Annotated in this window: 26 protein-coding genes; all 26 read right to left on the reverse strand. The window is 32.9% G+C overall.

Annotation, left to right across the window (positions count from 1 at the left end; genetic code table 11):
• Positions 1-2: 2 nt before the first annotated feature.
• The 26 genes from ABZA65_RS03305 to dapE all read right to left on the reverse strand — a co-directional run bounded on the left by ABZA65_RS03305 (position 3) and on the right by dapE (position 24233).
• Positions 3-1022: an aldo/keto reductase gene (locus ABZA65_RS03305; protein WP_373070564.1), complete on the reverse strand. Its 1020-nt coding sequence runs from the start codon at positions 1020-1022 to the stop codon at positions 3-5.
• 13 nt (positions 1023-1035) lie between these two features.
• Positions 1036-1872 carry a DUF2279 domain-containing protein gene (locus ABZA65_RS03310; RefSeq protein WP_373070566.1) on the reverse strand — a complete coding sequence of 279 codons (837 nt, stop codon included), beginning with the start codon at positions 1870-1872 and terminating at the stop codon, positions 1036-1038.
• Positions 1832-2317 carry a histidine phosphatase family protein gene (locus tag ABZA65_RS03315; protein WP_373070568.1) on the reverse strand — a complete coding sequence of 162 codons (486 nt, stop codon included), beginning with the start codon at positions 2315-2317 and terminating at the stop codon, positions 1832-1834. Before ABZA65_RS03315 ends, ABZA65_RS03310 begins: the two co-directional genes overlap by 41 nt.
• Positions 2317-3006: a hypothetical protein gene (locus ABZA65_RS03320; RefSeq protein ID WP_373070570.1), complete on the reverse strand. Its 690-nt coding sequence runs from the start codon at positions 3004-3006 to the stop codon at positions 2317-2319. The genes ABZA65_RS03315 and ABZA65_RS03320 overlap by 1 nt, the downstream gene beginning before the upstream one ends.
• A 9-nt stretch (positions 3007-3015) precedes the next feature.
• Positions 3016-4137 carry a hydrogenase formation protein HypD gene (gene hypD, locus ABZA65_RS03325; protein WP_373070572.1) on the reverse strand — a complete coding sequence of 374 codons (1122 nt, stop codon included), beginning with the start codon at positions 4135-4137 and terminating at the stop codon, positions 3016-3018.
• Entirely contained in the window at positions 4137-4427 is a 291-nt protein-coding gene (locus tag ABZA65_RS03330) for a HypC/HybG/HupF family hydrogenase formation chaperone (RefSeq protein WP_373070644.1), read from the reverse strand. The genes hypD and ABZA65_RS03330 overlap by 1 nt, the downstream gene beginning before the upstream one ends.
• Positions 4427-5197: a hydrogenase nickel incorporation protein HypB gene (gene hypB / locus ABZA65_RS03335; protein WP_373070574.1), complete on the reverse strand. Its 771-nt coding sequence runs from the start codon at positions 5195-5197 to the stop codon at positions 4427-4429. The genes ABZA65_RS03330 and hypB overlap by 1 nt, the downstream gene beginning before the upstream one ends.
• Positions 5197-5598 (reverse strand): 4Fe-4S dicluster domain-containing protein, encoded by a 402-nt coding sequence (locus tag ABZA65_RS03340; RefSeq protein ID WP_373070576.1) that lies wholly within the window; start codon positions 5596-5598, stop codon positions 5197-5199. Before ABZA65_RS03340 ends, hypB begins: the two co-directional genes overlap by 1 nt.
• A 9-nt stretch (positions 5599-5607) precedes the next feature.
• Positions 5608-6696, reverse strand: coding sequence for a nickel-dependent hydrogenase large subunit (locus ABZA65_RS03345; RefSeq protein ID WP_373070578.1), 1089 nt, complete (start codon positions 6694-6696; stop codon positions 5608-5610).
• Entirely contained in the window at positions 6693-7043 is a 351-nt protein-coding gene (locus tag ABZA65_RS03350; protein ID WP_373070580.1) for an NADH-quinone oxidoreductase subunit C, read from the reverse strand. The genes ABZA65_RS03345 and ABZA65_RS03350 overlap by 4 nt, the downstream gene beginning before the upstream one ends.
• Positions 7030-7560 (reverse strand): NADH-quinone oxidoreductase subunit B family protein, encoded by a 531-nt coding sequence (locus ABZA65_RS03355; RefSeq protein WP_373070582.1) that lies wholly within the window; start codon positions 7558-7560, stop codon positions 7030-7032. The genes ABZA65_RS03350 and ABZA65_RS03355 overlap by 14 nt, the downstream gene beginning before the upstream one ends.
• Positions 7553-8377, reverse strand: a complete 825-nt coding sequence (locus ABZA65_RS03360; protein WP_373070584.1) for an NADH-quinone oxidoreductase subunit H — start codon at positions 8375-8377, stop codon at positions 7553-7555. The genes ABZA65_RS03355 and ABZA65_RS03360 overlap by 8 nt, the downstream gene beginning before the upstream one ends.
• Positions 8374-10122: a proton-conducting transporter membrane subunit gene (locus ABZA65_RS03365; protein WP_373070586.1), complete on the reverse strand. Its 1749-nt coding sequence runs from the start codon at positions 10120-10122 to the stop codon at positions 8374-8376. Before ABZA65_RS03365 ends, ABZA65_RS03360 begins: the two co-directional genes overlap by 4 nt.
• 10 nt (positions 10123-10132) lie before the next feature.
• On the reverse strand, positions 10133-10774 hold the full coding sequence (locus ABZA65_RS03370) for a hypothetical protein (protein WP_373070588.1): 642 nt from the start codon (positions 10772-10774) through the stop codon (positions 10133-10135).
• A 60-nt stretch (positions 10775-10834) separates the two neighbouring features.
• Positions 10835-11992, reverse strand: a complete 1158-nt coding sequence (locus tag ABZA65_RS03375; protein WP_373070590.1) for a GGDEF domain-containing protein — start codon at positions 11990-11992, stop codon at positions 10835-10837.
• The gene (locus tag ABZA65_RS03380) at positions 11985-12443 is read right to left on the reverse strand and encodes a hypothetical protein (RefSeq protein WP_373070592.1); all 459 of its coding nucleotides are present in this window, start codon (positions 12441-12443) and stop codon (positions 11985-11987) included. Before ABZA65_RS03380 ends, ABZA65_RS03375 begins: the two co-directional genes overlap by 8 nt.
• Positions 12443-14365, reverse strand: a complete 1923-nt coding sequence (locus tag ABZA65_RS03385) for a TonB-dependent receptor plug domain-containing protein (RefSeq protein WP_373070594.1) — start codon at positions 14363-14365, stop codon at positions 12443-12445. Before ABZA65_RS03385 ends, ABZA65_RS03380 begins: the two co-directional genes overlap by 1 nt.
• A 33-nt stretch (positions 14366-14398) precedes the next feature.
• Positions 14399-16558: a carbamoyltransferase HypF gene (gene hypF / locus ABZA65_RS03390; protein ID WP_373070596.1), complete on the reverse strand. Its 2160-nt coding sequence runs from the start codon at positions 16556-16558 to the stop codon at positions 14399-14401.
• The gene (locus ABZA65_RS03395) at positions 16551-17975 is read right to left on the reverse strand and encodes a hydrogenase (protein WP_373070598.1); all 1425 of its coding nucleotides are present in this window, start codon (positions 17973-17975) and stop codon (positions 16551-16553) included. Before ABZA65_RS03395 ends, hypF begins: the two co-directional genes overlap by 8 nt.
• A complete protein-coding gene (locus ABZA65_RS03400) occupies positions 17935-18501 on the reverse strand; it encodes a hydrogenase maturation protease (protein ID WP_373070600.1) in 567 nt (188 codons plus the stop codon). The genes ABZA65_RS03395 and ABZA65_RS03400 overlap by 41 nt, the downstream gene beginning before the upstream one ends.
• Positions 18501-19199 carry a cytochrome b/b6 domain-containing protein gene (locus ABZA65_RS03405; protein WP_373070602.1) on the reverse strand — a complete coding sequence of 233 codons (699 nt, stop codon included), beginning with the start codon at positions 19197-19199 and terminating at the stop codon, positions 18501-18503. Before ABZA65_RS03405 ends, ABZA65_RS03400 begins: the two co-directional genes overlap by 1 nt.
• Positions 19200-19209: 10 nt before the next feature.
• Positions 19210-20955: a nickel-dependent hydrogenase large subunit gene (locus ABZA65_RS03410; RefSeq protein ID WP_373070604.1), complete on the reverse strand. Its 1746-nt coding sequence runs from the start codon at positions 20953-20955 to the stop codon at positions 19210-19212.
• Positions 20955-22193 (reverse strand): hydrogenase small subunit, encoded by a 1239-nt coding sequence (locus ABZA65_RS03415; protein WP_373070606.1) that lies wholly within the window; start codon positions 22191-22193, stop codon positions 20955-20957. Before ABZA65_RS03415 ends, ABZA65_RS03410 begins: the two co-directional genes overlap by 1 nt.
• 138 nt (positions 22194-22331) lie before the next feature.
• A complete protein-coding gene (locus tag ABZA65_RS03420; protein ID WP_373070646.1) occupies positions 22332-22709 on the reverse strand; it encodes a RidA family protein in 378 nt (125 codons plus the stop codon).
• Positions 22709-23134, reverse strand: coding sequence for a thioredoxin family protein (locus ABZA65_RS03425; protein WP_373070608.1), 426 nt, complete (start codon positions 23132-23134; stop codon positions 22709-22711). The genes ABZA65_RS03420 and ABZA65_RS03425 overlap by 1 nt, the downstream gene beginning before the upstream one ends.
• 1 nt (position 23135) lies before the next feature.
• Positions 23136-24233: a succinyl-diaminopimelate desuccinylase gene (gene dapE / locus ABZA65_RS03430; RefSeq protein WP_373070610.1), complete on the reverse strand. Its 1098-nt coding sequence runs from the start codon at positions 24231-24233 to the stop codon at positions 23136-23138.

Raw genomic sequence — 24233 nt, forward strand, 5'->3', positions numbered from 1 at the left:
CTTTACCCCATCGGATACATTATATCGCTTTGGATATCTTGTATCTCTTTCATCGTTTCTTCACTTAAGTGCATATCTATTGCTGCAAATGATTCGTCCAACTGTGAAGCAGTTCTAGCCCCTATTATAGTAGATGCCACAAAATCAAACTGTTTTGAGTAAGCTACAGCCAAAGTTACTGGCGAGATTTCAAGTTTTTTTGCAAGCTCCATATATTTTGCTGTAGCTGCTAATGTTTTTTCATTCACAAATCTCGTACCCTGAGCCTTTATGCGAGAATTACTGCTTTTTAAATAATCAGAAAACCTTGCTACACTTGGCAAAAACTCGCCATTATACTTACCGCTTAAAACTCCTCCTGCTATTGGAGAGTAAGGTAAAAGTGATATATTTTCTTTTCTACATACATTTGCAAGCTCATCTAAAAACCTAGGATTGTTTAAAGAAAAATTGTTTTGAATAGATTCAAATCTTGCAATCCCAAGTCTTTTTGAAGTCTCGTTTGCTTTTGTAAGACCGTATGCCGTGTCATTAGATGTACCAAGATATCTAACTTTTCCCTCTTTAACTAACTCGTCAAAAGCTTTTAAAGACTCCTCAATTGGTACTACGGTATCGGGCCAGTGCATCTGATAGAGATCTATATAATCAGTTCCTAAACGTTTAAGACTTCCTTCAATTGCAGTTTTTATATGAAAAGAATCAATTGCAGTCATACCGTTACGAATAGGCGGGACAAACCATCCGTTTGCAGCTCCTGCTACTTTTGAAGCTATGATAAGATTTTCTCTTTTTTTACCCTTTAACCATTTTCCTATTATATGTTCAGTCTCACCTGCATATTCTGCCTTTGGAGGTATAGGATAAAGTTCTGCCGTATCGAAAAAATTTATACCAAAATCTACTGCTTTATCCATGATTTTGTAAGATTCTTTCTCATCACTCCATGAACCAAAGCTCATAGTTCCAAGACAGATTGGCGTTACTCTTAAACCTGTTTTTCCTATATATCTATACTGCATCTGTTTTTTGACCTTATCTGTTTCTTAAATATATATCAGGAACCTGATAATATTTGAAAATTTTTGTATCAAATACTTTTGAGAGGTTAATTCCAAAACCGACAAATGTATTTCTCTCTTTTTTAGCACCGATCTTAGCATAACCTCTTGAATAATACCCAACATAAAGTTCTAAATATTTTAAATATTCATAATCTTCGAATATATCAAATCCGTCTGCTTTAAATGCCAGTAAATATTTCATATTTTCATAATCTGTTACAAAGTCTCCGCTAAGTTCACTCTTGTCTATTTTATATTCTGTTCTATAGTCTATTTTTCTGCCAATACTAGGATACTTGTATGTTACATATCCTAAAAAAGTCCCTAATACGTTTGCTGTCATATCTTCATATGAGAAACCATAATCACTAAAAGAATCCCCTACTTCCATTAGTCCAGTTAAAAACAAAGATGAGAACGCTCCGTATAAAGGCACATCATCACCTTCATATCCGATCTCTTTATAAAAATATGAAAACAGATGTGTAAGTCCATAACTTATATACATATGCCCAAACTTATCAGAACCTCCCTCATCCGTATCATGTTGAAACCAACCCTCAGATTCAGTGTGCATATCGTTATCTATACTATAATCCCAATGAAGAACACCCCACGTAATAATACCTAAGCCTACGGCACTGTTTAACATGACTGCTTTTTCTTCTTTTGAAAACTCTGAAGTATCTGTTATTGTTGAATTGTTATCGTTTGCATAAACAACCTGAAACATTAAAACTAATAGCAAAATCAACTTTTTCACAAAATCAACTTTTTTTAGGATAATCATACGAGACAAACTTGGCATTCTCGCTACCGATCTCGCCCCACTTGTCACACTCAAACTCTATCTCTAAAATTCCACATGTAACTATATTTTCATTAAAACCTATATAATCTGATGCAAGCATATTTAATTCTGGATTATGACCTATAACAAAAGCAGTGTTATGCTTATTCTTTATTTTTTTTATTTTTGAGTGTAGTTTGCTTGGCAGTACATCGTATAAAGAATCTTCAAATTTTACCTTTTTAGAAAACCCTATTACATCAGCAATAATCTTTGCAGTTTTTTTAGCACGCTTCGCACTACTTGATAAAATAACATCAGGTATAACGCCTCTATCTTTAAGGCGTAATGCCATCATAGGTGCATCTAAACGACCGCGTTTGTTTAAACCTCTGTCAAAATCATCAATTCCCATATCACTCCAAGATGATTTAGCATGTCTTATGATATATAATCGCTTCATCACTCTACTTCCTTGTTAAAAGTTTTAAACTTATCAAAAAGTATACCATTTTGCTTTTTTGTATATATATCTATATCTTCTAAAACACTCTCATCTATATTATATGTTTGTAACCTCTTAAAGCCGTTACTATTATCGTTTATATTTCCTAAAATATCTTTTATATCGGTTAAAAGCTTTATCTTCTTTTTATTTAGCGGATAGCTATTTTTCTCTTTAAAGAGTCTTTTCTTTATATAGATCCTGTACTTATGCAACTCTTTTGGATTGAATTCTAGATCATCTATTTTAGACTTATCAAACTCTTTTTCTTCATATTTGAAATTTACACTCTCTGGAATATCTAAAAACATTTTCAAGTAAGTATGAAGTTTCTCTATATTTTCTACTCTTATTAAATTATTGTATCTCTCAATAGTTTTCAAATCAAGTTTTTTAATTAGTTTTTTTGGTAGTGACTGAATATATTCTTCATAAAACACATCAAGATCCCTTACTTTATTACTAAGTTTAATAACTTTTTTAATACGTTTAAAAAAAGGATCTTCATGGTCTATTAGTGAAAATAGTTCCCTGCTTTTTAATCTGAGCTTATGTATATCTTCAACGCCATTTTTATTTTGCAGCGTAAACTCTTTGACAAACTTTTTATACTTTTTCAGTTTATCTCTTAGAGACACAGTATCCATAATACTAGCCTATATTAGGTTCCCATATTTATAATATGCCGCACAGGCACCTTCACTACTTACCATACAACTTCCAACCGGACTTGAAGGTTTACATGCAGTTCCAAAGATACTACATTCAGGAGGATTTGCAAGCCCTTTTAAAATATCACCACATATACAAAGCTTATGATCATCTATTGTCTCTGAAAGCAGTATTTCTTTGTAGATGACCTCAGCATCATACTCTTTATATTCATCCTTTAATTTTAAAGCAGATTTTGGAATATCTCCAAGTCCTCGCCATCTAAAGTGTGAACGTTGTTCAAAATATTTTTCATTTAGATTTTGCGCTTTTATATTCCCATCATGACTTACAAGCCTGTTATACTCTATCTCTAGTTCACATCTGTTCTCTATAAACTGTTTAACGATCATGCTTATAGACTGCATAACATCAACTGGTTCAAAACCTGATACTACTACAGGCTTATTATAATCTCTTGGAAACTCTTCATATATTTTACTACCGCTTATTACACTTACGTGAGATGGTCCTAAAAAAGCATCTATCTTGGAATTTTCATCCGAGATTAAAAGAGACATAGCTTCAGGAACAGTTACATGATTTATATGAAAAAATATGTTTTTTATGCCCTTCTTTACAACAACATCTAGTAAAGCAGCAGTCATTGGTGTCGTAGTTTCAAAACCAATAGCAAAAAATATAATTTTTTTATCTTGATTTTCACTTGCTATTTTTAAACACTCCATCGGAGAGTATACAAATCTTACATCCGCCCCTTTACTTCTAGCATCTTGAAGGCTGCCGTTACTTCCGGGAACTTTGATCATATCACCTAGTGTTACAAGTATTACATCTTCTTCCATTGAGAGCATATATGCATGATCAATCCTCTCTTTTGGCATTATACAAACTGGACAACCAGGACCGTGTATAAAATTTATGTTATTAGGTAAAAGCTGCGGTATGCCATATTTCATAATCGTGTGGGTATGTCCACCACAAACTTCCATAATGTTTATAGGTTTTGTGAGCCCCTTTGCATCTTCGTTGATGATCTTCTGATAAGCTTTTATTGTATCTGCATTGCGAAAGTCATCATATAGATTTTTTAGCTCTAATCCCATTACAAAGTCCTATTTTCACACTCATCAGCTTCAAGTATAGCTTTTTGTTTTTCCTCTTCATCCATAAGACTTATTATCTCTTTATAGGTATCTATAGATGCAAGTGCGTCCTCTTCATCTATTTTATTCATAATAAAACCGATATGAAGCAGTACATAATCACCTATTTTTACATCGCCATCTTCCATAAGATCAAGTGATGCATCACGTTTAATACCCATAGTATCTACAGTTGCAACATTTTGTTCTTTATCTATTTCAACAACTTTAGATGGAATTGAAAGACACATTATCTCATCTCCATTTTGAACTTGATCCAAGATGCAACTTTTTTAAGTGAGTCTTCATCTTTAGTACTAACTTCTAAAATATCTACATTTGGTTTTAGTTTTCTGGCTACTTCTTTCTCTTTCTCAATATCGTATTCAAAGTAAGGAAGGAGATCTGTTTTAGTAAATAAAATCAAGTCAGCCTTACGAAACATTACAGGGTATTTTGCAATTTTATCTTCACCCTCAGGTACTGATACTAAAACAATATTTAGATGGCTTCCAACATCGTATGAAGCTGGACATACTAGGTTTCCTACATTTTCAACAAAACACACATCGATCTTTTCAAGATCCATATGGTGAAGAGCTTTATGAACCATAAACGCATCCAAATGACAAGCTGAACCTGTTTGAATTTGATGAGCTTCAATTCCTTTGGCTTTTAATCTATCTGCGTCACGACTAGTCTCCAGATCACCTTCAACTACGCCGAATTTAAAATCAACTACATCTGCTAAATGCTCTAAAAGTGTTGTTTTTCCACTTCCCGGAGAGCTCATTAGATTTATACTAAGTACATTGTTTTTGTCAAAATGGGCTCTGTTATGAGAAGCCTCGTGATCATTCTTATCTAAAATTTTTGTAATAACATCTATAGTTTTTTTATCATTTAGTTGTGGGTTATCATGTAAATGTGCATGAGCATGCTGATGCTCCTCACTGCTACCATGAGTATGAGCTACCGCTACTCCCGAATCTGTTATACTACAACCACAATCTGCACACATTAATTATTTCCTTTTTTCAAATTTTCTATTTCAAACCAATTATCGTTCACTCTATCTTCCTTTGTAGCTATGTTTGCTTTATTTTCACTTTGCCAAAGAGCCTCGCTCGGTTTTGGGCAAGCTCTTACACACTCTCCACAATATATGCAAAGCCATGGATTGTACTCATATTTTTGAGACTTTTTATTTTTCTCATTATCACTTGGATTATCTGTAGGAACAAAAAGTATTGCACCTGGTGGACAAGCTTTTTCACATTTTAAACAATAGATACAATCTGGCTCTGAGTATTCAATTAAACCACGATAATTTTTTGGCTTTTTAATCTCACTTACAGGATAAGATATAGTTTGAGGTTTTTTAAAAAGATTTGTAAATGCTTTTTTCAATGACTCGAACATATTATACCTTTATTTAGCCGTACACGACATACACGGATCAAAAGAAGCAAGAATTGCCGGAGCGTCTGCATATTCCTGACCTTCAAATATGTGCATAAAAGCTGGTATTGATGAAAATGTCGGTGTTTTTATTCTAACTCTATCGAGTATCGGCTTACCACTGCCTTTAACATAATACATCAATTCTCCGCGAGGGGCTTCAAGACGAGTTACGATCTCACCGCTAGGCTTACCTTTTAGTTTTGTAAATATTTCACCCTCAGGCATAGCATCTATAATATTTTCACACATGCTTATTGAATTTAACATCTCATATAAACGCACCATGTTTCTAGCATATATGTCACCGCCATCTTTTGTTACCATCTCAAAACCTATATCACCATAAGGCAGCATTGAGCTCTCAGCCCTTACATCTGTTTTTATCCCAGTTGCACGTGCTAGTGGACCGATAGTATTAAACCTATATGCATCTTCTTGGCTTAGTGCACCAATCCCTTTGTATCTTAGTGATAAACTCCAGTTGTTTTCAAATTCAGATATATAATCCTCTACTTTTAAACGCAGTTCTTTGAGAGTCTCTTTGACTTTAACTGCAACATCGCTCTCTATATCGCGATTAACTCCTCCGATACTTACATAATCAAACTGCACACGATTTCCACTGAGGGCTTCTTGCAGATCCATTACTGGCTCACGATCACCCATTATACGCATAAACATTGCTTCAAAACCTGCATTTTCACTAACATGAGATAGACACAACATATGTGAATGTAAACGATCAAGCTCAACCATAAGCACTCTTAAATATTGTGCCCTTTTACTAACTTCACCTTCTAACATTGACTCAACAGCCATAGTATAAGAGAGTGAATGTGTTATTGCACAAAGCCCGCATATTCTGGCTACTACATAGCCGATTGCATCAAATTTAAACTTACTTGCACACGCCTTTTCAACCCCGCGATGTACAAAGCCTACATCGCTGTCAATACCTATTATCTTTTCATTCTCACACGTAAACTTAAAACGGATAGGTTCTAGCAGTGAAATATGTTGTGAACCAAGAGGGATATTTACAGTTTTTTTACTCATAACGCACATCCAAAACTTAGTGGTTTTTGCAGAGAATCTTCATCAAGATATAATCCCCTCTCACTATCTTCAACTTTGAGACCAAACATATCTACAATTTCACGCTGAGATATAATGGCTGAAGGAATAACCTCAACTATTGATGGAATTACATCATCTTCAGTTACATCCACATAAAACACTATGATCTCGTCTTGTTTACCATATTCTGAAAAGATCCACTGAATCTCTGTAGTTTTTTCATCTATGGCAAGACCGTTTAATGTTAAGAAGTGATGTTTCTCAGGCTTGTAAAACTCACGTATTACATTGACTACATTTTTTAGTGTTACTTCAATCTTCTTCATCTTCACCAACCTTTAATGCACTATCTCTAAGGTTTAATACACCCTCTTTTTCTGTAGGTTTTTTATACAGTTTTTTCGCATCTTCAAGCTCCTTAGTTTTATTCTCTAAAATATCTAAAGCCTGTACAACTCCGTCTATGATCAGCTCTGGAGTAACAGCACATCCTGGTATGTAAACATCTACCGGTATATATCTGTCTATGCCGTCTTCTACATTATACATCTCACGAAAAACACCACCTGTACATGTACAAGATCCGACTGCAACAACAACTTTAGGTGAGGGCATCTGAGTGTAGAGCTCTACAAGTCTCTCACGCGAGCGATAAGTAACCGGTCCGGTTACTAAAAATATATCTGATTGTTTTGGATTTCCGGTATTTATAACCCCGAATCTCTCAAGGTCGTATTTTGGTGATAGTGCTGCAAGAATTTCGATATCACATCCATTACAGCTACCTGCATTGTAATGAAGTATCCAAGGAGATTTTTTTCTGTATTTTTTTAGATCAAACATAACTAAGTCCTAGAATATTTAAACACGAAAGTGTTAATCCAATACCCATTATTATCTTTATAGTTTGTACAATATTTACCCTTGAAGTTGAATTATCAACTAAGTTTACAATTAAAAAAACAGCAATAGCCAAGAAAACACCTAAGAGTATATTGTTTCCTGCAAAAAGTAAAAGGATCATATATACAAAAACATACTCAATCCATTTAGCCATATATAAAAATTCAAAATATATTCCACTGTACTCTATCTCTACACCACCCACTATCTCTTGGTGAGCTTCACAAGCATCAAAAGGCGATTTTTTAAGTTTAAGCGGCACCGTAAGTAAGAATGCTGCAAACAAAAGTATCATAGATAATATCTGAGTATCTTCTTGACGAATTAAAGATATATCGTAAGAGCCGTTTATCATATAAAACCCGGTAGCTATGAGTATAAAAATAGGCTCATATGCGAGCATAGCTAAAAGTTCACGGTTAGAACCTACATGTGAGTAAACTGAGCGAACGCTAAACCCTGCTAGAATTATAAATATAGTAGCTAAAAGATGTAAGAATATGACATATAAAAAGTTATACCCTAAAATCATTAATGCCACTACAGCCCACAAAGTTATAAAGTGAAGTATTGCCAGCACTATATGCATTGGATGCACTATTGATGAATTTTTATCTATAAGTTTATACATGTCGTAAAACGGTTGCAGAACAGGTGGACCTTGACGGTTTTGCATACGTGCGCGTACAACTCTTTCAAAACCGTAAAGCACTCCTCCAAATACAGGAGCCAGAACTATTAAAATATATTCGATCATTTTAATATACCCCCCCCTATTGCCAGATGCAGAACAATCATAAAAATAGATATATACATCATTTTTTGGATTACATTTGAGCTTAGAGCATAATTATATACACCGACTTCAAAATCACCTTTTTCACCGCAGTTATACTCTTTTACCCTAGGTGCACTTTTAAAACTAAAGTACTTAAGTAAAAACGGACTTATGAAGATCAGAATCACAGGTATCAATACCTCAACTACATTAAGGGCACTAACTAAAAATATACCTATAAATAGTGATATAAATAATATATTTGAGCCTAGTTTGTATTTAAAAGCTAATTTTTCTTTTAGAATATTTTTAAACGGCTCTTTAGTTAAAAGCTTCGTAATAATTTTAAAATATAAAATTACTAAAAATACACTACCAACAATAAGTCCCAAAAGAGTAAATATATAAAGAGGGTTTTGTGAGATGGCTTGAGTTATAGCTTCAATACCTAAAAATTTTCCTATAAATGCACCAAAAGGAGGAAGTGTTAGTGAAGCGAAACCTATAATAATAAAAAATACCGTTCTAGGGGCATGGTCAACCAGGTTGTCTATATCGCTTATATATTTTAGATGATAAACTTTTTCTAAAATTCCAGCCTGTAAAAATAGAAGTGCTTTTGATATAGCATGAAAAACTAAAAGAAGTATAGCTGTGTATCTAGCTTCTTCACTTGGTAGAGAAGCAAGTGCCATCATAAGAGATAATAGAGCTATTGTTGATAAACCCAAAATCTCTTTAAAAAAATCACGATTTAGTGCCATTATAGATGCACCTACAAAAACAAAACTTGCAAATATAGACACCATAACACTTAAACTTGGACTAAAAGCAGTCGATAATTTCAATACGATAAAAGGAGCTATTTTCACCATAGTAGCACTATGCAGTATAGCACTCACTGGTGTTGGAGCCACCATAGCCCCAAGCAACCAGTTTTGAAACGGAAATGCCGCACCTTTTACATAAGCAGCTATAACTAAAAAAATTATTGGTATTAAAAAGCTATCATCTACTACTTTTAAAAGTTCAGAAAAATAGACAGTATTGTATGTGCTTATTGAGAATACTAAAGCCAGAAGTATTGCTACACCTCCGACTTGGTTCATCCATAAAGCTTTTAAAGAGTTTTTAACTGCTATATCATCACCGCGATAACGGATTAAAAGATATGAACAAAGTGTAGTTAATTCAAATAATAAGAAGAAGATCTCTATATTGTTTGTACTTACAATGGCATTCATAACACCTAAAAAGAAGAGTAAAAGTGCTATAAACGAGTTCTTTTTCAAACGTGAAAAATTTTCCGCTTCAATATATTCAAGAGCGTATATTATAATAGCTCCGCCGACTACATTTATAACAAGGTACATAACACGTGAGAGTTCATCACTTAACAGATCTATACCATGCATAGAAGGTGCCAAGTATATAATACCAAGATATAAAATAAGTTGAACAAAAGCCAATGCATATACTAATTTACTTCTATATTTAATACCCTGAGCTAAAAAATATACTAGTAAAACAATATCTGCAACACATAAAAAAGTATGTATATCATGTGATAAAGTCAGAGAATACAGACGATCGTCTAAAAAAGTGGATATAGAAAACAAAGATAAAAGAACAACAAAAGATATGACAATCAGGTTTCTAATTTTAATTCCCGATACCGGGACTATAAGTGCCAGCAATAAAGGTAGAAAAATTAAAAGTTCCATAATGTTCACGCTAACTTAAAATCATGTTTGAACCAACCACTAAGGATATAACTCCTGCGGTTGCAAATACTCTTCTTATATTTTGTTTTGAATTTAGTAAGTTCTTATTTATATAAAGAATAATACCACCAAATCCTACAAAAATAACCATTACACCTAAAGTAAAAGCTCCAACTAACATAAAGTCTACATTTTGGCTCTCAACGACACCTAAAGTAATAAGCATTCCGCGGACTCCGCCAATACCCATAAGAATCCCAATACTAAATGCACTTGCACTGTCTTTTGAATCGTGCTTATGTTTATGTCCAAACCATATGTGAATATGCTCTTTATTGTCGTGCACGTGTTTTTTCAAATGTATCTTATCCGCAAATACCATATAGATAAGATATACACCCATACTTAATATTACAATAGAGGAGATTGTATCTCCATATCCAAGAACTGCATCACTAATATTATATGTTTGAAGTATTTTTGCAAATAAAAAGAGTGTAAGCCCATGCCCTATAGCGAAAAGCGTAGTTACGGTCATTGTTTTTTTCTTTGATTTACCGATTGAGAAATCAGCTATAGCTGTTAAATGATCAGGCCCAAAGGCATGTAGAATTCCGTACCAAAATATAATAGCCAAACCATATGTTTCCATAATGCGGATCCTTTAAATAAACAATCTTTTACATTTTATAACTTTATATTAAAAATGAGTTTAAAGTGAATATATTATTTTGTCTCTACCGCTATTTTTTGCTTCATATAAAGCCAGATCGGCAACCTTAAAAGCATCTGCAAAACTTTCTTGCTCATCAGGTCTTTTATTTACACCGATAGATGTCGTAACTTGTATATATTCTTCTTCATCTATATAGAACTTATGATTTTGAATCGTTTCAAAAATACGTTCAACTATACGAATGGCAATTTCTGAATTTTCAGATTTAGTTTTTATTAAAAGTACAAACTCTTCACCACCGTAACGTATTGCCAAATCATCATCTAAACGTAATATATTAGTAAAAATCAGACCTAACTCTTTTAAAATCTTATCTCCTGCATCATGTCCGTACTTATCATTTATACCTTTAAAATGATCGATATCGAGTACTAATAAAATATATTCTGAAAGTTCTAAGCTATTTTCTATCTCGTGTAAATAGTTTCTATTATAAATATTTGTCAGCCTGTCGGTAAAAGATGATTTTTTCATATGCTTATATCTAAATAACTGAAAAACTAAAGTAAGTAAACTCAGAAAAATTATCAGAAGAATTAAAACTACAGCTGTTTTCATCATAACTATTATATTGTTAATGTCTGATATCTTATCTACGGAAAAATCTATGGCTAATATAAGTTCAACGTTTTGTTTATTTATAATCGGTACTAAGTAGCTTATAGATAATTTTTGCAAAATATTATGTTTTATAACCACAGGCTCTTTTGTTGTATATACATCAAACCAACCGTTATTTGCAATATCGAATTTTTGACCTAAAAAAGATTTTTCATCATCCTCTGAACCGTCTATCAAAAATCTGAAAACATCGTTTTTATCTTTGTATAGTATATATGCATATTTTATATTGTCCGTTAAAAGATTTTTTACATTTTCTTCAAGTTGTTTTCTAAGAGCAGAATCAGATTTCACTTCATCTATATAGCTCTGGCTAGAACCTAAAATAGTTTTTATGTATGATGCTTTATGCTGAGTTATTTGAAAGATATCGGTAGTCGATATTTTAAAAATATCTTCTTCTATATTTTCTTCATATCTAAAAATAAGTATTAGTAAAAATACTAAAGAAAATACTATAACAGAGCCAAATATGCTTAAAAAGAATCTGTGTTTTAATATATTTTTAATCATTGAAATCTTCTATATACTGATTGTATTCGTTAGACAGATTAACACCGTTTTGTTTTAATCTACGTTTTACAAATACTATATTAGGTCTGCTTTTATTCCAAAAAAATGCACCGATATACCTAGAATTTGATACAAGTTTCTTATAATTATTCGTAAAATAAACTTTTTGCTTTAAACCACAATCATTTCCATCTAAACCTTTTTTATCGAAAATAAAATTTGCACTTTTACAGTTATTGCTTACATTACAGTATTTAGAATAGATCGCTTTCTCTTTTGCAGATATGTCAGGTATGTAAATATTTGGTTTTTCACCTAGCGAATCACTAGCTATTTTTGACACTATTTTGGCTTCTAATTCTACTTCTTTATCGTATTTATCCAGCATAAATACATTCTGTTTAGAATACATTAGTGAACAAAGCATTAGAAGCGATATAAGTATCTTCATCAAAATACCCACTCTGTGCTAAGAGTTATCTCTGGTTCATTGTCTTCTAGAGTAAAGTTACCTATGCTAGCATCAGCATTAATACCTTCTTTATATAAAGACTTTGTAGAATCATCCAAAATGTTTTCAGCTTTTACACTTACAGAAATATCTTTAGTAACCTTATAAGTTACTCCGACATTTAAGTTATAACTACCATCCACATATTCATTGTAGTATTCGTAAGAGTTTCTATAAATTAACGATGAAAAATACTCAAATTTATCATATTCACCTGTAACTTTTACAAAACCACCTTTATTTGAATTATTAAGGTGCTCAGTAAGATTAGTTGTAAAATAATTAAGATGCAGTGTGTGTTTGTCAAAAAAATCATATTTTAGATCAAAAACCCAGTTATCTACTTCTATTGTATGGTTTACATTTATAAAACCGATAGGGGTATAATATATAAAGTCTTCTATTTTTATATTGTTAAAAAGTACACTTAACCTTAGGTCATCATCTGCATACACACTTTCAATATAGTAATACTTATATTTTTGATTTTTTAATTCAGGCGCAGATTTACTTGAAAAATCCACATTATAAAAAGAAGGCATAATACTTGTTTTTGTATAAAAAGTTTTAAAACCTATATTATCATTTGCAGTATATATAGCGCCAACTCTATAGTGTTCATTTTTTAATTTTACTAAATTACTATCTCTATCATATTTATCACGTTTTAAATTTAACACAACTAAAAAATTATCAGCTATTCTATAATCGTCCTGCAGAAATGCACTGTATCTTTTCTCAGATTTGAAATTTGATAATTTATCTATATAATTTATGTTGTTTAAAAAGTTTACACTATAACTGTTATCTAGACTATATTTTTTGTATTGTGTATTTAATCCAATAAGAAGATTATTGTTTTGTGTAGAAAAACTCTTTGAAACTAAAGCACTGCTTTTATTCACTTTAATATCACTATGATACTCTTTTGGTATTGTTAAACCTGCATTGGCAAAGTCAATTACAGGTATTAATGCTAAACCTTCATTGTTAAGTTCATCGTAATTTAGCCTGTTTAAATCATATGATAGATTTAACTTTAGTGAATTATCATCTAAAAAAGAACTTGAAAAATCTACAAACATATCTTCAGATAGATACTTTGCATCATCAGGATTTGCATCTAAAGACATACCTGCAAAATTATCTTTATCAACATATCCGTATCCTATATTTAATGCTGTACTTTCTTTCTCTAAATTTACATAAAGATATTTGGAATCTGAATCGTTTTTAAATTTTTTAAAATTGTAATTTCTATCATCGTTTACCTTTACATTACTAGCATAGGCTAAGTATGACCAGCCATTTTCTAAAATATCTGAATGAGCTACAGCCTCTGCATTAGATCCTTTATCTGTAACATGTGCAAAGAGCTTGGAAGAATTTTCTTTTGAACCTTTTTTAGTATAAATCCTTATAAAAAATATACCGTTTCCGCTACCTAAAGAAAAAGAGCTGTTTCCTCTATAAATCTCCACATAATCTACAATATCCATAGGAAACTCCATCCATGGAGCAGATGGACTCATTGTATAGTTTGAACTTAATTCATGTCCATTTATAAATATTCTGAAAAAACCGCTTACATCTGTTTTACTTCCCGGTAGTGACAAGTTCGATACACCGAATCTATTTTTATTTAGATTACTAATAGGGATCTCTTTAAGCAGATCGCTTAAAGTCGTATATTGCATAAATTGAATCTCTTTTTGGGAATATATGGTTACGTTTCCAAGCTTTTCATCAACTGTATTTAGAGATTTTTTCGTAGTAGTTTCATATTCTTGAAGAAGAACGTCTATATCTTGTGCAATTAATAAGTTTGTGATAAATAAACATATAACAATATATATTTTCAAACAACTATCCTTATTAATTTTTGTAAATTATAATTAAATTAACTTTAAAATATAATAATATATTTGTCCTAGTGATATACCTCCATCATTGATAGGTGTATCTTGTTGATAATAATATTTTATTTTTTCTTTTTTAAGCCCCTTAATTATTAGTTCTAATAATGTTTTATTTTGAAATACTCCACCGCTTAATATTACATCTAATTTTTCTTTTTTAGATATATCTATCACAATTTTTACAAGTGTATTTATAAATTTTGAAACGAGATTTTCATCAAAAAAATCATACTCAATCTCAATTGCACCATTATCATCTATATTGTATTTAAAACTTTCATCTACATTTTGATCATAATTCATCTCACATATAAGTCCTGCTTCACCCTCATATGACTGAACTTGAATCAGATCAGCCAAAGAAGCGAGCCCGTCAAACAACCTTCCTACAGATGAACTAGTCGGTGCATTTAAATTTTTTACATAACTTTGATGAAGCATTTTAATATTTGATGACGAAAATTCTTTAACACATGCTAAATCTAATTCTAGAACTTCATCCAAATCATACTTCTGGAAAAGCAAACTCAATGCGATGCGTCTAGGTTCTTTAACAGCTTTTTCACCGCCTAAAAGTTTTATCGGTTTAAAATAATACTTTCTCAGATCACCTACAAAAATCTCCCCACCCCAAAGGTTTCTGTCGTCTCCAAAACCTGTTCCGTCAAAACTAAATCCTAAATACTCTTCATCTAATCCAAACTCTGCCTTTGCAGCATATATATGTGATAGATGATGGGATGCTTCAACAAGCTCTATACCTTGCTGTTTAGCCCATTTTGTACTCTCATAAGACGGGTGTTTATCATGAATTATAATATCAGGTTTAAAATCGTAAAAACGCTTAAATGTTTCTATTGTTCTATTGAAATATTCTAAACTCATTAAAGAGTCTAAATCTCCAATATGTGCAGATACAATAATAGTATCATCAAAACAAATCGATATCGTACTTTTTTGATTTGCCCCTACTGCCAAAATCTTTTTATTTACTTTGAATGGTAATTTTATAACTTTTGGTGCGTAAGAGCGAGCAAGCCTTAAAATTTGCTCATAATCATCTACAACTTGAATAACAGAATCATCTACAGCATTTACAATTTCCCTGTTGAAATCCAATATAAAATCTATAAATGGGAGTTTCTCTTCTATAATCTCCTTTGTAGTGATTATGGGTTCTCCTCCAAGATTTGCACTTGTAGCTACTATTGGAGAGTCTAGATGTTCAAATAATACATAATGCAAAGGTGTATAAGGCAACATACATCCTATTCTGTCTATATTTGGAGCTATACTCTCAGATACCAGTGTATTTTTCTTTTTGTTTAAAACTATAATTGGTCTCTTGTTAGACTCTAACAGTTCTCTTTCCTTATTACTTACAAAAGCTAAACTTTCAATTTGCTCTAAATCTTTACACATAATGGCAAAAGGTTTTGAAGGACGATTCTTAAATTGACGAAGTTTACTTACAGCCTCAAAATTACTTGCATCACAAACTATATGAAAACCGCCTATACCTTTAATAGCTATGATATTTCCGGCTTTTATATGCTTGATTGTATCTTCTATTGTTTCACTAAGTTGTGGACCGCAATTTTTACATGAAATTGGTTGTGCATGATAGCGTCTATTTAAAGGATCGTTGTAATCTTTTTCACACTCATCACACATTTTAAATTCACTCATTGATGTATTTTGTCTATCATATGGAAGTGTATTTATTATGGAGTATCTAGGTCCGCAGTTTGTACAATTTGTAGCAAAATAATCTCTAAATCTACCATGTTTAAGATCATCTAAACAATCATCACATACAGCTATATCAGGAGAAATAAGTGTTGTTATTTGCTCGTTATTTTCACTTTGAATAATTTCAAATTCTTTATTATTTTGTATAGTTTTTATATGTAAAGATTCTATCTTATCTACATGGGCTAGAGGTGGAAAATTTTCTAAAAATATTTTATCAAATTCCTTAATAGTTTCTATACAGCCTTGAAGTTCAATCTCAACCCCTTTAGGAGTGTTTTTGACAAAACCTGCAAGTCCTAAGGATACAGCTATTTTATATACAAAAGGTCGAAATCCAACACCTTGGATCACACCCTCTATAAAATACCTTTTTCTAATCATCTAAAGCAAAAGCCTTAGAGAAGTATGGATTAGATTGTGAAAATTTTGACATTATACGACTATGTAATACTGAGTTCTCAAACATACTACCCATCATAATAAAGTTACTTATTTTGTGTTTGTCTTTTAACTGATTCATTACAGAGATACTCATATCACCAAGTGCTTCAAATATAGAATATGCAATATAATGATCCTCAGCACCAGCTAATTTAAAACTCATAACAGAACCTAAAAATGACATATAATCAAATCCGTCTTCTTTAAAAAAGGTATCTATTGTAAGTCCGCCGTTTCCATGAAACTCTAAGGACTTATCACTCACACTCTGATAACTTCTACCATTTAGTTGCAGTATAACCGAGAGAGATTCAAAAAGCGTATACTCTGGATTTTCTTCAAACTCTTTTATAATATCAGGATATGCTTTTTGAAAGTTTTCTAAAAGTTTTTGCTTCTTAGCATCATTTTTCATACTCTTTAATACATCTCCAAGTATAAAAAAACCAAGTCTTAAAACAGTTGATGTCTCACCTTTATCTGTAGCTAAAAATGTAATACCGTTATCTACACTTAGGTTAACGCCTATAGCTCTACTTATACCTGCTTCTTTTGCTATGTTTAGGAACCTGTTTTTAACTCTGTCTTGATGTAGTTCGTCTAATATATTAGATATGTTTAGAGTATCTTTTATAATTAGAATTTGATTTTGAATAGTACTTACTTTAAAACTTTCTTCTTCTTTGAAAAATAGATATTCTAACCCACTCTCTTTTGCATTTAAAGCGCTTAATGTAGCTTTCATACTACTTGGAGATTTTATGTTTATAAAGTTTTTACCAGTTATATTTTTTAACTCTTCATCTTTAATAGTTACTTTTATTGTAGGTTTTTCAATAGATAGAAGTGCTTTTATCTCATCTTCTGTTACTAAAAAAAGTTTATTTATTTTTGAACTGTCTACTACTAAAACCGCATCGCCTTCACTGTAGTTAGCTGAATATGTATGATTGTCTTCTATTTTTAGAGTATCTTCATTGGAATAATGATCACAAACTATAGAATCATCCAAATAGGACTGGCTTGAAGGATTAGTAAGATTATTCAAGCACTGTGGACACAGCGATATTTTGTAGCTTTTAGATTTTAATGTTTTTTTTTGAACTATATCATCTACACTTTGAGTATCTATATCACCTAAAAATATTGAATGAGGTAAATACTTTTGGGTATTTTGAGAAAATCTCTCAAGTGCTTCTAAATCTGAATCATCCAACATTAGTGTCAGATTATTCTTTCCAATACTAACATATGCGTCAAGTTCACTTATATCTATAATATGTTGTAAAAAACCTGCAAAATACTCAGAATCTGAGTTATAATTGATAGTTTGCTTGATGGCCATTTTTGTACTCACTTTGCGGATTTGAATAAGATAATATGATATCTTCTAAAGGATACTCTTCATCTTTTCTTTTGTATTTTATTCCTGCTCGATCTAGTTCTGCCATAGCTGCATCTACAAACTGAAAAAACTTCTCTTTCATTTTATCACTCAAACCTATATGAACACTTATTATGTCTTCTGGAATAATACCTATAATATTAACTTCTGCCATCTTTTCAAGAACTGAACAGATCTCAAGCATCTCAACGATCTCAACCTCATGGGCTGTTTGTTTGTAACTTCCAAGACCAAGCATCTCATTTGCGGGAAGATTGTATATAGAACCTACTTCATCTTCCATGGTAATAGTGTCAAGAATCAAGACTTTATCATAGTCTTGATAATATGTCATAAGCTGAAATCCTAGAACTCCGCCATCAACTAGAGTTACATCGCTTTCAAACTCATAATTATTATCAATATATTTTTGAGCATAAACACCGACACCTTCATCTTTAAAGATGATTGTACCGGCACCTACAATGGCAACTCTCATTATTTGTCTTCTTTCACAAACTTACTTCCGCCAACTACGATATTAATATCACCCTCTTGCCAGAACATTGTACGCCATATTTGATAGTACACATGAAACATAACCCAACCGATTAATAAATACATCGTTTGGTGGTGAGATATTCTCACATCCATATATGTACCGCCAGTTACAACAACTGTCCAGTCAGTAGCAAAGTGTAGTAACCACGGCCACCAAGTACCAATAGAACTTTGTCCATGCGCTAATCCATGTACATATAACTGCAGTCCTGTAAGTAACATCCAAATTAACAATAGATGGAATATTAAAAAGAACACAGAGTTATAACTGTCTGCATGTTCTGAACTAAAGTTTTTAGTACGATTTAATGTAATTAAATTCTTAAAAACTTCAAAAAACTCTTTTATATTTTGCTGGTTTGGTATAACTTTTTTATATGCTTTATCAAATCTTGAAAAATAATAAAGATACGCAATCACTATACTACTAACATCAAATATGATAGCCACCATAAGGTGACCCCATCTGTTCCAAGCCATAACATACTTGTCTACCGCAGGATCAGCTATAAATGTTTGATAGTAAGGATGAGCTATGTATAGCCCCGTTGCAATTGCTGCAATCATACAAAAAACATTTAGCCAATGGTTCCAACGCATCCATATCGTCATACGTCTTATTCTTTTATAACTCATAACTGACCCCTTAAATAGAACAGCTTGTATTTACTTTGAACTTGCTAAGCTCTTTACCTTTTGTATCTACTATATGAACTGCACATGCTATACATGGATCAAAACTGTGTACAGTTTTTAAAATCTCAATCGGTTGATTTACATCTGCAACTTTAGTACCGATTAGTGCTGCTTCATATGCACCCATTCTGTTTTTATGATCTCTTGGTGCCGCATTCCAAGTTGAAGGAACTACCGCTTGATAGTTCTCAATCTTACCATCTTTGATTTTCACCCAGTGACCAAGACCTCCACGTGGAGCCTCAGCTAAACCGTGACCTTTAGCATCTTTACTTACTTTGTCAAAATCAAACTCTGTCCAAGTACTTAAATCACCTGAAGCAACATTTGCAGCTAATTCATCTACCCATTCAATCATAACATCAGCCATAAGCTCAGTCTCAATAGCACGAGCAGCTGTACGCCCTACGGTAGAGAAAAGAGCAGCAGTAGGAGCTGGTTTACCAAGTCCTAGTTTATCACCTAAAAGTGCTAAGAAGTTAGTAACGTATTTAGTAATACGCTCATCACCTGCAGCTACACCGACAACCATACGTGCTAATGGTCCAACCTCAACACGGTTGTCATCGTAGATTGGAGACTTGATCCAAGAGTATTTTTCATCAGGTTTTATATATGCAAAACCATCAGCTTTTTTCTCTAAACCAGTATAGTTAGGATTAGTTTCACCATCATAAGGGTGTAGAGGCTTATCACCTGTATACCAAGAGTGAGTTACATCTTCTGCAACTTTACTTTGGTCAAACGGGTGAAGTGTACTTAAATCACCGTTTAAAACTACACCTGCAGGAAATAGTAACTTAGAATTGTAAAAACCTGTATCATCAAGTCTAAAGTCACCGTAAGTCATAAAGTTTTTAAGTCCAGCTCCTGTACCATCAAGTGCTTCATCAACATACTTAACACCAGCCATTGCTAAATCTGGTAGATATGCAGTTTTAATAAAGTGTGTAAACTTTTTAAGAAGAGTTTTAAACTGAGCTATACGAGCAGGGTTTTGAATATCTTGAACACAAGTTACACCACCAACTACAAGTGACTGTGGGTGAGGCATCTTACCACCGAAAATCGCCATAAGTTTTGCAGCATCACGTTGAAGATCAAGTGCCTGAAGGTAGTGAGCAGTTGCAATAAGGTTTTGCTCAGGTGTTAGTTTATAAGCTTTGCTTCCCCAATATGCGTTTGAGAAAATCCCTAAACGACCTTGTTTTACAAACTTAGTTAAACGCTCTTTTACTTGAATTAGGTCTGATTCACTAACACCGTATGGAGTTTTACACCATTTAAAAGACTCTTCTTGTGCTTTTTTAGGGTCACCTTTTAGTGCATCAACTAAATCAACCCAGTCAAGACCATGAAGGTGATAAAAGTGTACAACGTGGTCATGGATATAAAGAGCACCCTGGATCAGGTTTCTTACAAGTCTAGCATTTTTAGGAATAGTAATATCAAAAGCATCTTCAACGGCTTCTATACTTCTTTGATAGTGTGTACCTGTACAAACACCACAAATACGCATAGCTAAAAGACCAGCGTCACGTGGATCACGACCTTTTAAAATTGTCTCAATCCCTCTAAACATTGTAGAAGATGCGTATGCATCTGTAATAATATTGTTCTCATCAATTACAGCTTCAACTCTTAAGTGTCCTTCAATCCTAGTAATAGGATCAACTATTATATGTTGTTTTGACATTACTCAGCTCCTTCTTTACATTCTTCTTTTTTACCACCAACTGCACTAGCAACTGCATGAATACCTATACCAACACCTGCTGCTGTTAATAAACCAAGACCAAATTCATCTACTGTTTTTTCAACTCCACCAGTTGGTGCTTTGATATTTGCATCTGCCATTGGACGCTCATATGCATATTTATCCCAGAACTGAGGCTCAGAACATCCGATACAACCATGCCCTGCACCAATCGGCCAGTTAACACCCTCGTTGTATCTAACTATAGAACAGTTGTTAAACGTCATAGGACCTTTACATCCCATTTTATATAAACAGAAATTGTTTTGAGCACCTATATCACCCCACTCTTCAACAAATTCACCTGCATCAAAGTGAGCACGTCTTTCACAGTTATCATGAATTCTGTATCCAAATGCAAATTTTGGACGGTTTAGATGATCAAGTTCAGGAATTTGACCAGTTAATACAAAGTGTAAGATAGTACCAGTAATGTTTGCAGGGTTTGCAGGACATGCAGGGATATTAATTACAGGTTTACCTGTAATTACATCTTGAACACCAACAGCACCAGTTGGGTTTGGAGCAGCTGCCGGAACACCACCGAATGTAGCACAAGTACCAACTGCAACTAATGCAGCAGCATTATGAGACACATGTTTTAAATGTTCTTCAAAAGTTTCACCTTTAGCTCCAATTGTACACCACTCACGTCCTGGACCTACAGGAATAGAACCTTCAACAACACATAAGTATCTACCCTTAAATGTTTTCATAGCTTCTTCTAAATGCTCTTCAGCCTGATGACCGGCTGCAACCATAATTGTTTCGTTAAATTCTAGTGAAATTACTTCTAGGATAAGTTCATCGATAGTAGGTGCATCACTTCTTAGAATTGCTTCGGAGTTTCCGGCACAATCTTGAAGTTCAAGCCAAATAACAGGAACACGGTTCATAAGTTCCGCTGCTTTTGCTACAAGTGGAGTAAAGTTAGAAGGAAGCATTAATGCTGCACAGGTAGCACTTGCCCATTTCATAAAATCTCTTCTAGTAAGACCCTCTGCTTCTAAAACATTCGCTATTGAATTTTTAGTAGCAACCTCAGTTTGTTCAAGTTCATTAAGTCTTTTAGTCATTGTATCAAATAAAGAATCATAATACTCAGCCCCACGGTTAGTATTAACTTTAGATCCCTTAGCTGTAAACATTTTTGCTAAAGCTTCTCTTCTTTCAACCATAATCCACCCTTTCAGATTTTTTAACTATCCTAAACTAGAATAATCTTTAAAGTGATTTTAAGACAATAAAACTTTAATATAACTTATGTTTATACTATGTTACAAAATTGAAACATTGAGATTATGGTTTTATAAAAATTACACTATTGCAATTGCGTCAATTTCTACGAGTGCATTTTTTGGTAAAGTTTTTACAGCTACGGTTGAGCGAGCAGGCTTATGTTCTCCAAAAGCTTCAGCATACATACCATTCACAGTTGTAAAATCATCCATACATGATAAAAATATAGTAGTCTTAATTACCTTATCCATTGAACTGCCTGAAGCTTCTAAAACAGCTTTTAAATTTTCTAAAACCTGTTTTGTTTGTGGAGCAACTCCGTCTTTTAAAAGATCTTCACTACCATCTGGTAATAATGCTATTTGACCTGAAGTATATACCATACCATTTACAACTACTGCTTGAGAGTATGGTCCTATTGCTGATGGTGCTTTCTCTGTTTGAGTTAATTTCATCATTTTATTAATCCTTTTTTCTTTTTATCAATATATTGCCAATCTACATCATTTAAATAAGAAGTAAAATCTTCTACATTCCAATAACCTAAAAATGTATAGATCACTTGAGCATCAGGTGTTAATATATAATGTCTAGGTACTCTTTTTGATTTATACGTTGAAGGCAGGTAATCTTTATCTCTGTCTAAATGTAAAAGAAGATAGTCTTCAAGTTTTTCAGCTACTGTCCAGTCAGTAAGAGTTTCATTTTCAAACTTTCTACACCAACCGCAAGAACTGCTAGTTATAAGCATATATACACGCCTGTTTTCCTTTTTTGCCTGAGCCATAATCTTTTTATAGTCATTTGAAAAATTTAAGTCGCCAATCTGTTCAGCAAAAAGTGAACTTACAAACAACAAAACTATTAATATATTTTTCATCTTACTCCCAATTCTCTATAAGTTTTTTAAACACTCTGTATAAACCTTCAACTTCTTTAGCCGAGGTTCTTTCATTTACTGCGTGTATAGTATCATTTTTTACCCCAAACTCTATAACATCTACGCCAAACTGAGCGACAAAGCGGGCATCACTTGTTCCGCCTGCAGTTGAGTGTTTAGGATTAATTCCAGTTACTTCTTTAATAGCATTACCTATATTTTTTACAATCTTTGTATCTGTATCTGTACAAAAAGGGTATGAGCCTTGTGTCAGCTTTAGTTCATAATCAAATTCTTTAAGCTGTGCATCTACAAATTCACGAACCTCTTTTTGAGTAGTGAGTGTAGTGTTGCGTACATTAAACATCATTTTAAGCTCATTAGGAGTTACATTTGTAACCTGCATACCGCTTCTTATGTCTGTTACTACAAACTTTGAGGGGCTGAAGAACTCATCACCCTCATCAATGTTTACACCTGCTAAATTATGTAGTACAGAAGCTATGTTATGAATAGGATTAATAGCTTTTTCAGGATATGCCGCATGACCCTGCTTACCTTTTAGTGTAATGTATCCGTTTATAGAACCGCGGCGTCCAACTTTGATCGCATCTCCAAATTCATCTTCACAAGTTGGTTCTGCTACTACTACAGAATTAGGCAGAAAATCTATCTCTTTAAGATATTCAAGAACTTTGATAGTTCCATATGTAGCTTCACCCTCTTCATCACTTGTTAGTAAAAGCGATAGAGTCCCGTTAAACTCTTTTGTTTCACTTACAGCTTGTACAAATGCAGCAACTCCGCTTTTCATATCTTGAGTACCGCGGCCGTAAAGATAACCGTCTTTCTCTGTCAAGGTATATGGATCACTATCCCAGCCCTCACCTGCAGGTACTACATCTACATGTCCTGCAAAACATAGATGATCACCTTCACCAAACTTTTTATATATAAATAAATTTTTAGTATCCTCTATATCGATTCTTTTTGCAGTAAAGCCAGGTAGATAAGATTCTATAAAATCTAAAAGTCCTCCATCATCCGGTGTTTCACTTTTTGATTCTACAAGTTTTTTAAAAAGATCTAATATTTGCAT

This window comes from Sulfurimonas sp., from assembly GCF_041583195.1.
Classification (GTDB): Bacteria; Campylobacterota; Campylobacteria; order Campylobacterales; family Sulfurimonadaceae; genus Sulfurimonas.

Excerpts from the sequence above, each read along its gene's own strand:
- ABZA65_RS03305 (WP_373070564.1), bottom strand. The coding sequence starts at position 1,022 with ATGCAGTATAGATATATAGGAAAAACAGGTTTAAGAGTAACGCCAATC.
- ABZA65_RS03310 (WP_373070566.1), bottom strand. The coding sequence starts at position 1,872 with ATGCCAAGTTTGTCTCGTATGATTATCCTAAAAAAAGTTGATTTTGTG.
- ABZA65_RS03315 (WP_373070568.1), bottom strand. The coding sequence starts at position 2,317 with ATGAAGCGATTATATATCATAAGACATGCTAAATCATCTTGGAGTGAT.
- ABZA65_RS03320 (WP_373070570.1), bottom strand. The coding sequence starts at position 3,006 with ATGGATACTGTGTCTCTAAGAGATAAACTGAAAAAGTATAAAAAGTTT.
- hypD (WP_373070572.1), bottom strand. The coding sequence starts at position 4,137 with ATGGGATTAGAGCTAAAAAATCTATATGATGACTTTCGCAATGCAGAT.
- ABZA65_RS03330 (WP_373070644.1), bottom strand. The coding sequence starts at position 4,427 with ATGTGTCTTTCAATTCCATCTAAAGTTGTTGAAATAGATAAAGAACAA.
- hypB (WP_373070574.1), bottom strand. The coding sequence starts at position 5,197 with ATGTGTGCAGATTGTGGTTGTAGTATAACAGATTCGGGAGTAGCGGTA.
- ABZA65_RS03340 (WP_373070576.1), bottom strand. The coding sequence starts at position 5,598 with ATGTTCGAGTCATTGAAAAAAGCATTTACAAATCTTTTTAAAAAACCT.
- ABZA65_RS03345 (WP_373070578.1), bottom strand. The coding sequence starts at position 6,696 with ATGAGTAAAAAAACTGTAAATATCCCTCTTGGTTCACAACATATTTCA.
- ABZA65_RS03350 (WP_373070580.1), bottom strand. The coding sequence starts at position 7,043 with ATGAAGAAGATTGAAGTAACACTAAAAAATGTAGTCAATGTAATACGT.
- ABZA65_RS03355 (WP_373070582.1), bottom strand. The coding sequence starts at position 7,560 with ATGTTTGATCTAAAAAAATACAGAAAAAAATCTCCTTGGATACTTCAT.
- ABZA65_RS03360 (WP_373070584.1), bottom strand. The coding sequence starts at position 8,377 with ATGATCGAATATATTTTAATAGTTCTGGCTCCTGTATTTGGAGGAGTG.
- ABZA65_RS03365 (WP_373070586.1), bottom strand. The coding sequence starts at position 10,122 with ATGGAACTTTTAATTTTTCTACCTTTATTGCTGGCACTTATAGTCCCG.
- ABZA65_RS03370 (WP_373070588.1), bottom strand. The coding sequence starts at position 10,774 with ATGGAAACATATGGTTTGGCTATTATATTTTGGTACGGAATTCTACAT.
- ABZA65_RS03375 (WP_373070590.1), bottom strand. The coding sequence starts at position 11,992 with ATGATTAAAAATATATTAAAACACAGATTCTTTTTAAGCATATTTGGC.
- ABZA65_RS03380 (WP_373070592.1), bottom strand. The coding sequence starts at position 12,443 with ATGAAGATACTTATATCGCTTCTAATGCTTTGTTCACTAATGTATTCT.
- hypF (WP_373070596.1), bottom strand. The coding sequence starts at position 16,558 with ATGATTAGAAAAAGGTATTTTATAGAGGGTGTGATCCAAGGTGTTGGA.
- ABZA65_RS03400 (WP_373070600.1), bottom strand. The coding sequence starts at position 18,501 with ATGAGAGTTGCCATTGTAGGTGCCGGTACAATCATCTTTAAAGATGAA.
- ABZA65_RS03405 (WP_373070602.1), bottom strand. The coding sequence starts at position 19,199 with ATGAGTTATAAAAGAATAAGACGTATGACGATATGGATGCGTTGGAAC.
- ABZA65_RS03410 (WP_373070604.1), bottom strand. The coding sequence starts at position 20,955 with ATGTCAAAACAACATATAATAGTTGATCCTATTACTAGGATTGAAGGA.
- ABZA65_RS03415 (WP_373070606.1), bottom strand. The coding sequence starts at position 22,193 with ATGGTTGAAAGAAGAGAAGCTTTAGCAAAAATGTTTACAGCTAAGGGA.
- ABZA65_RS03420 (WP_373070646.1), bottom strand. The coding sequence starts at position 22,709 with ATGAAATTAACTCAAACAGAGAAAGCACCATCAGCAATAGGACCATAC.
- ABZA65_RS03425 (WP_373070608.1), bottom strand. The coding sequence starts at position 23,134 with ATGAAAAATATATTAATAGTTTTGTTGTTTGTAAGTTCACTTTTTGCT.
- dapE (WP_373070610.1), bottom strand. The coding sequence starts at position 24,233 with ATGCAAATATTAGATCTTTTTAAAAAACTTGTAGAATCAAAAAGTGAA.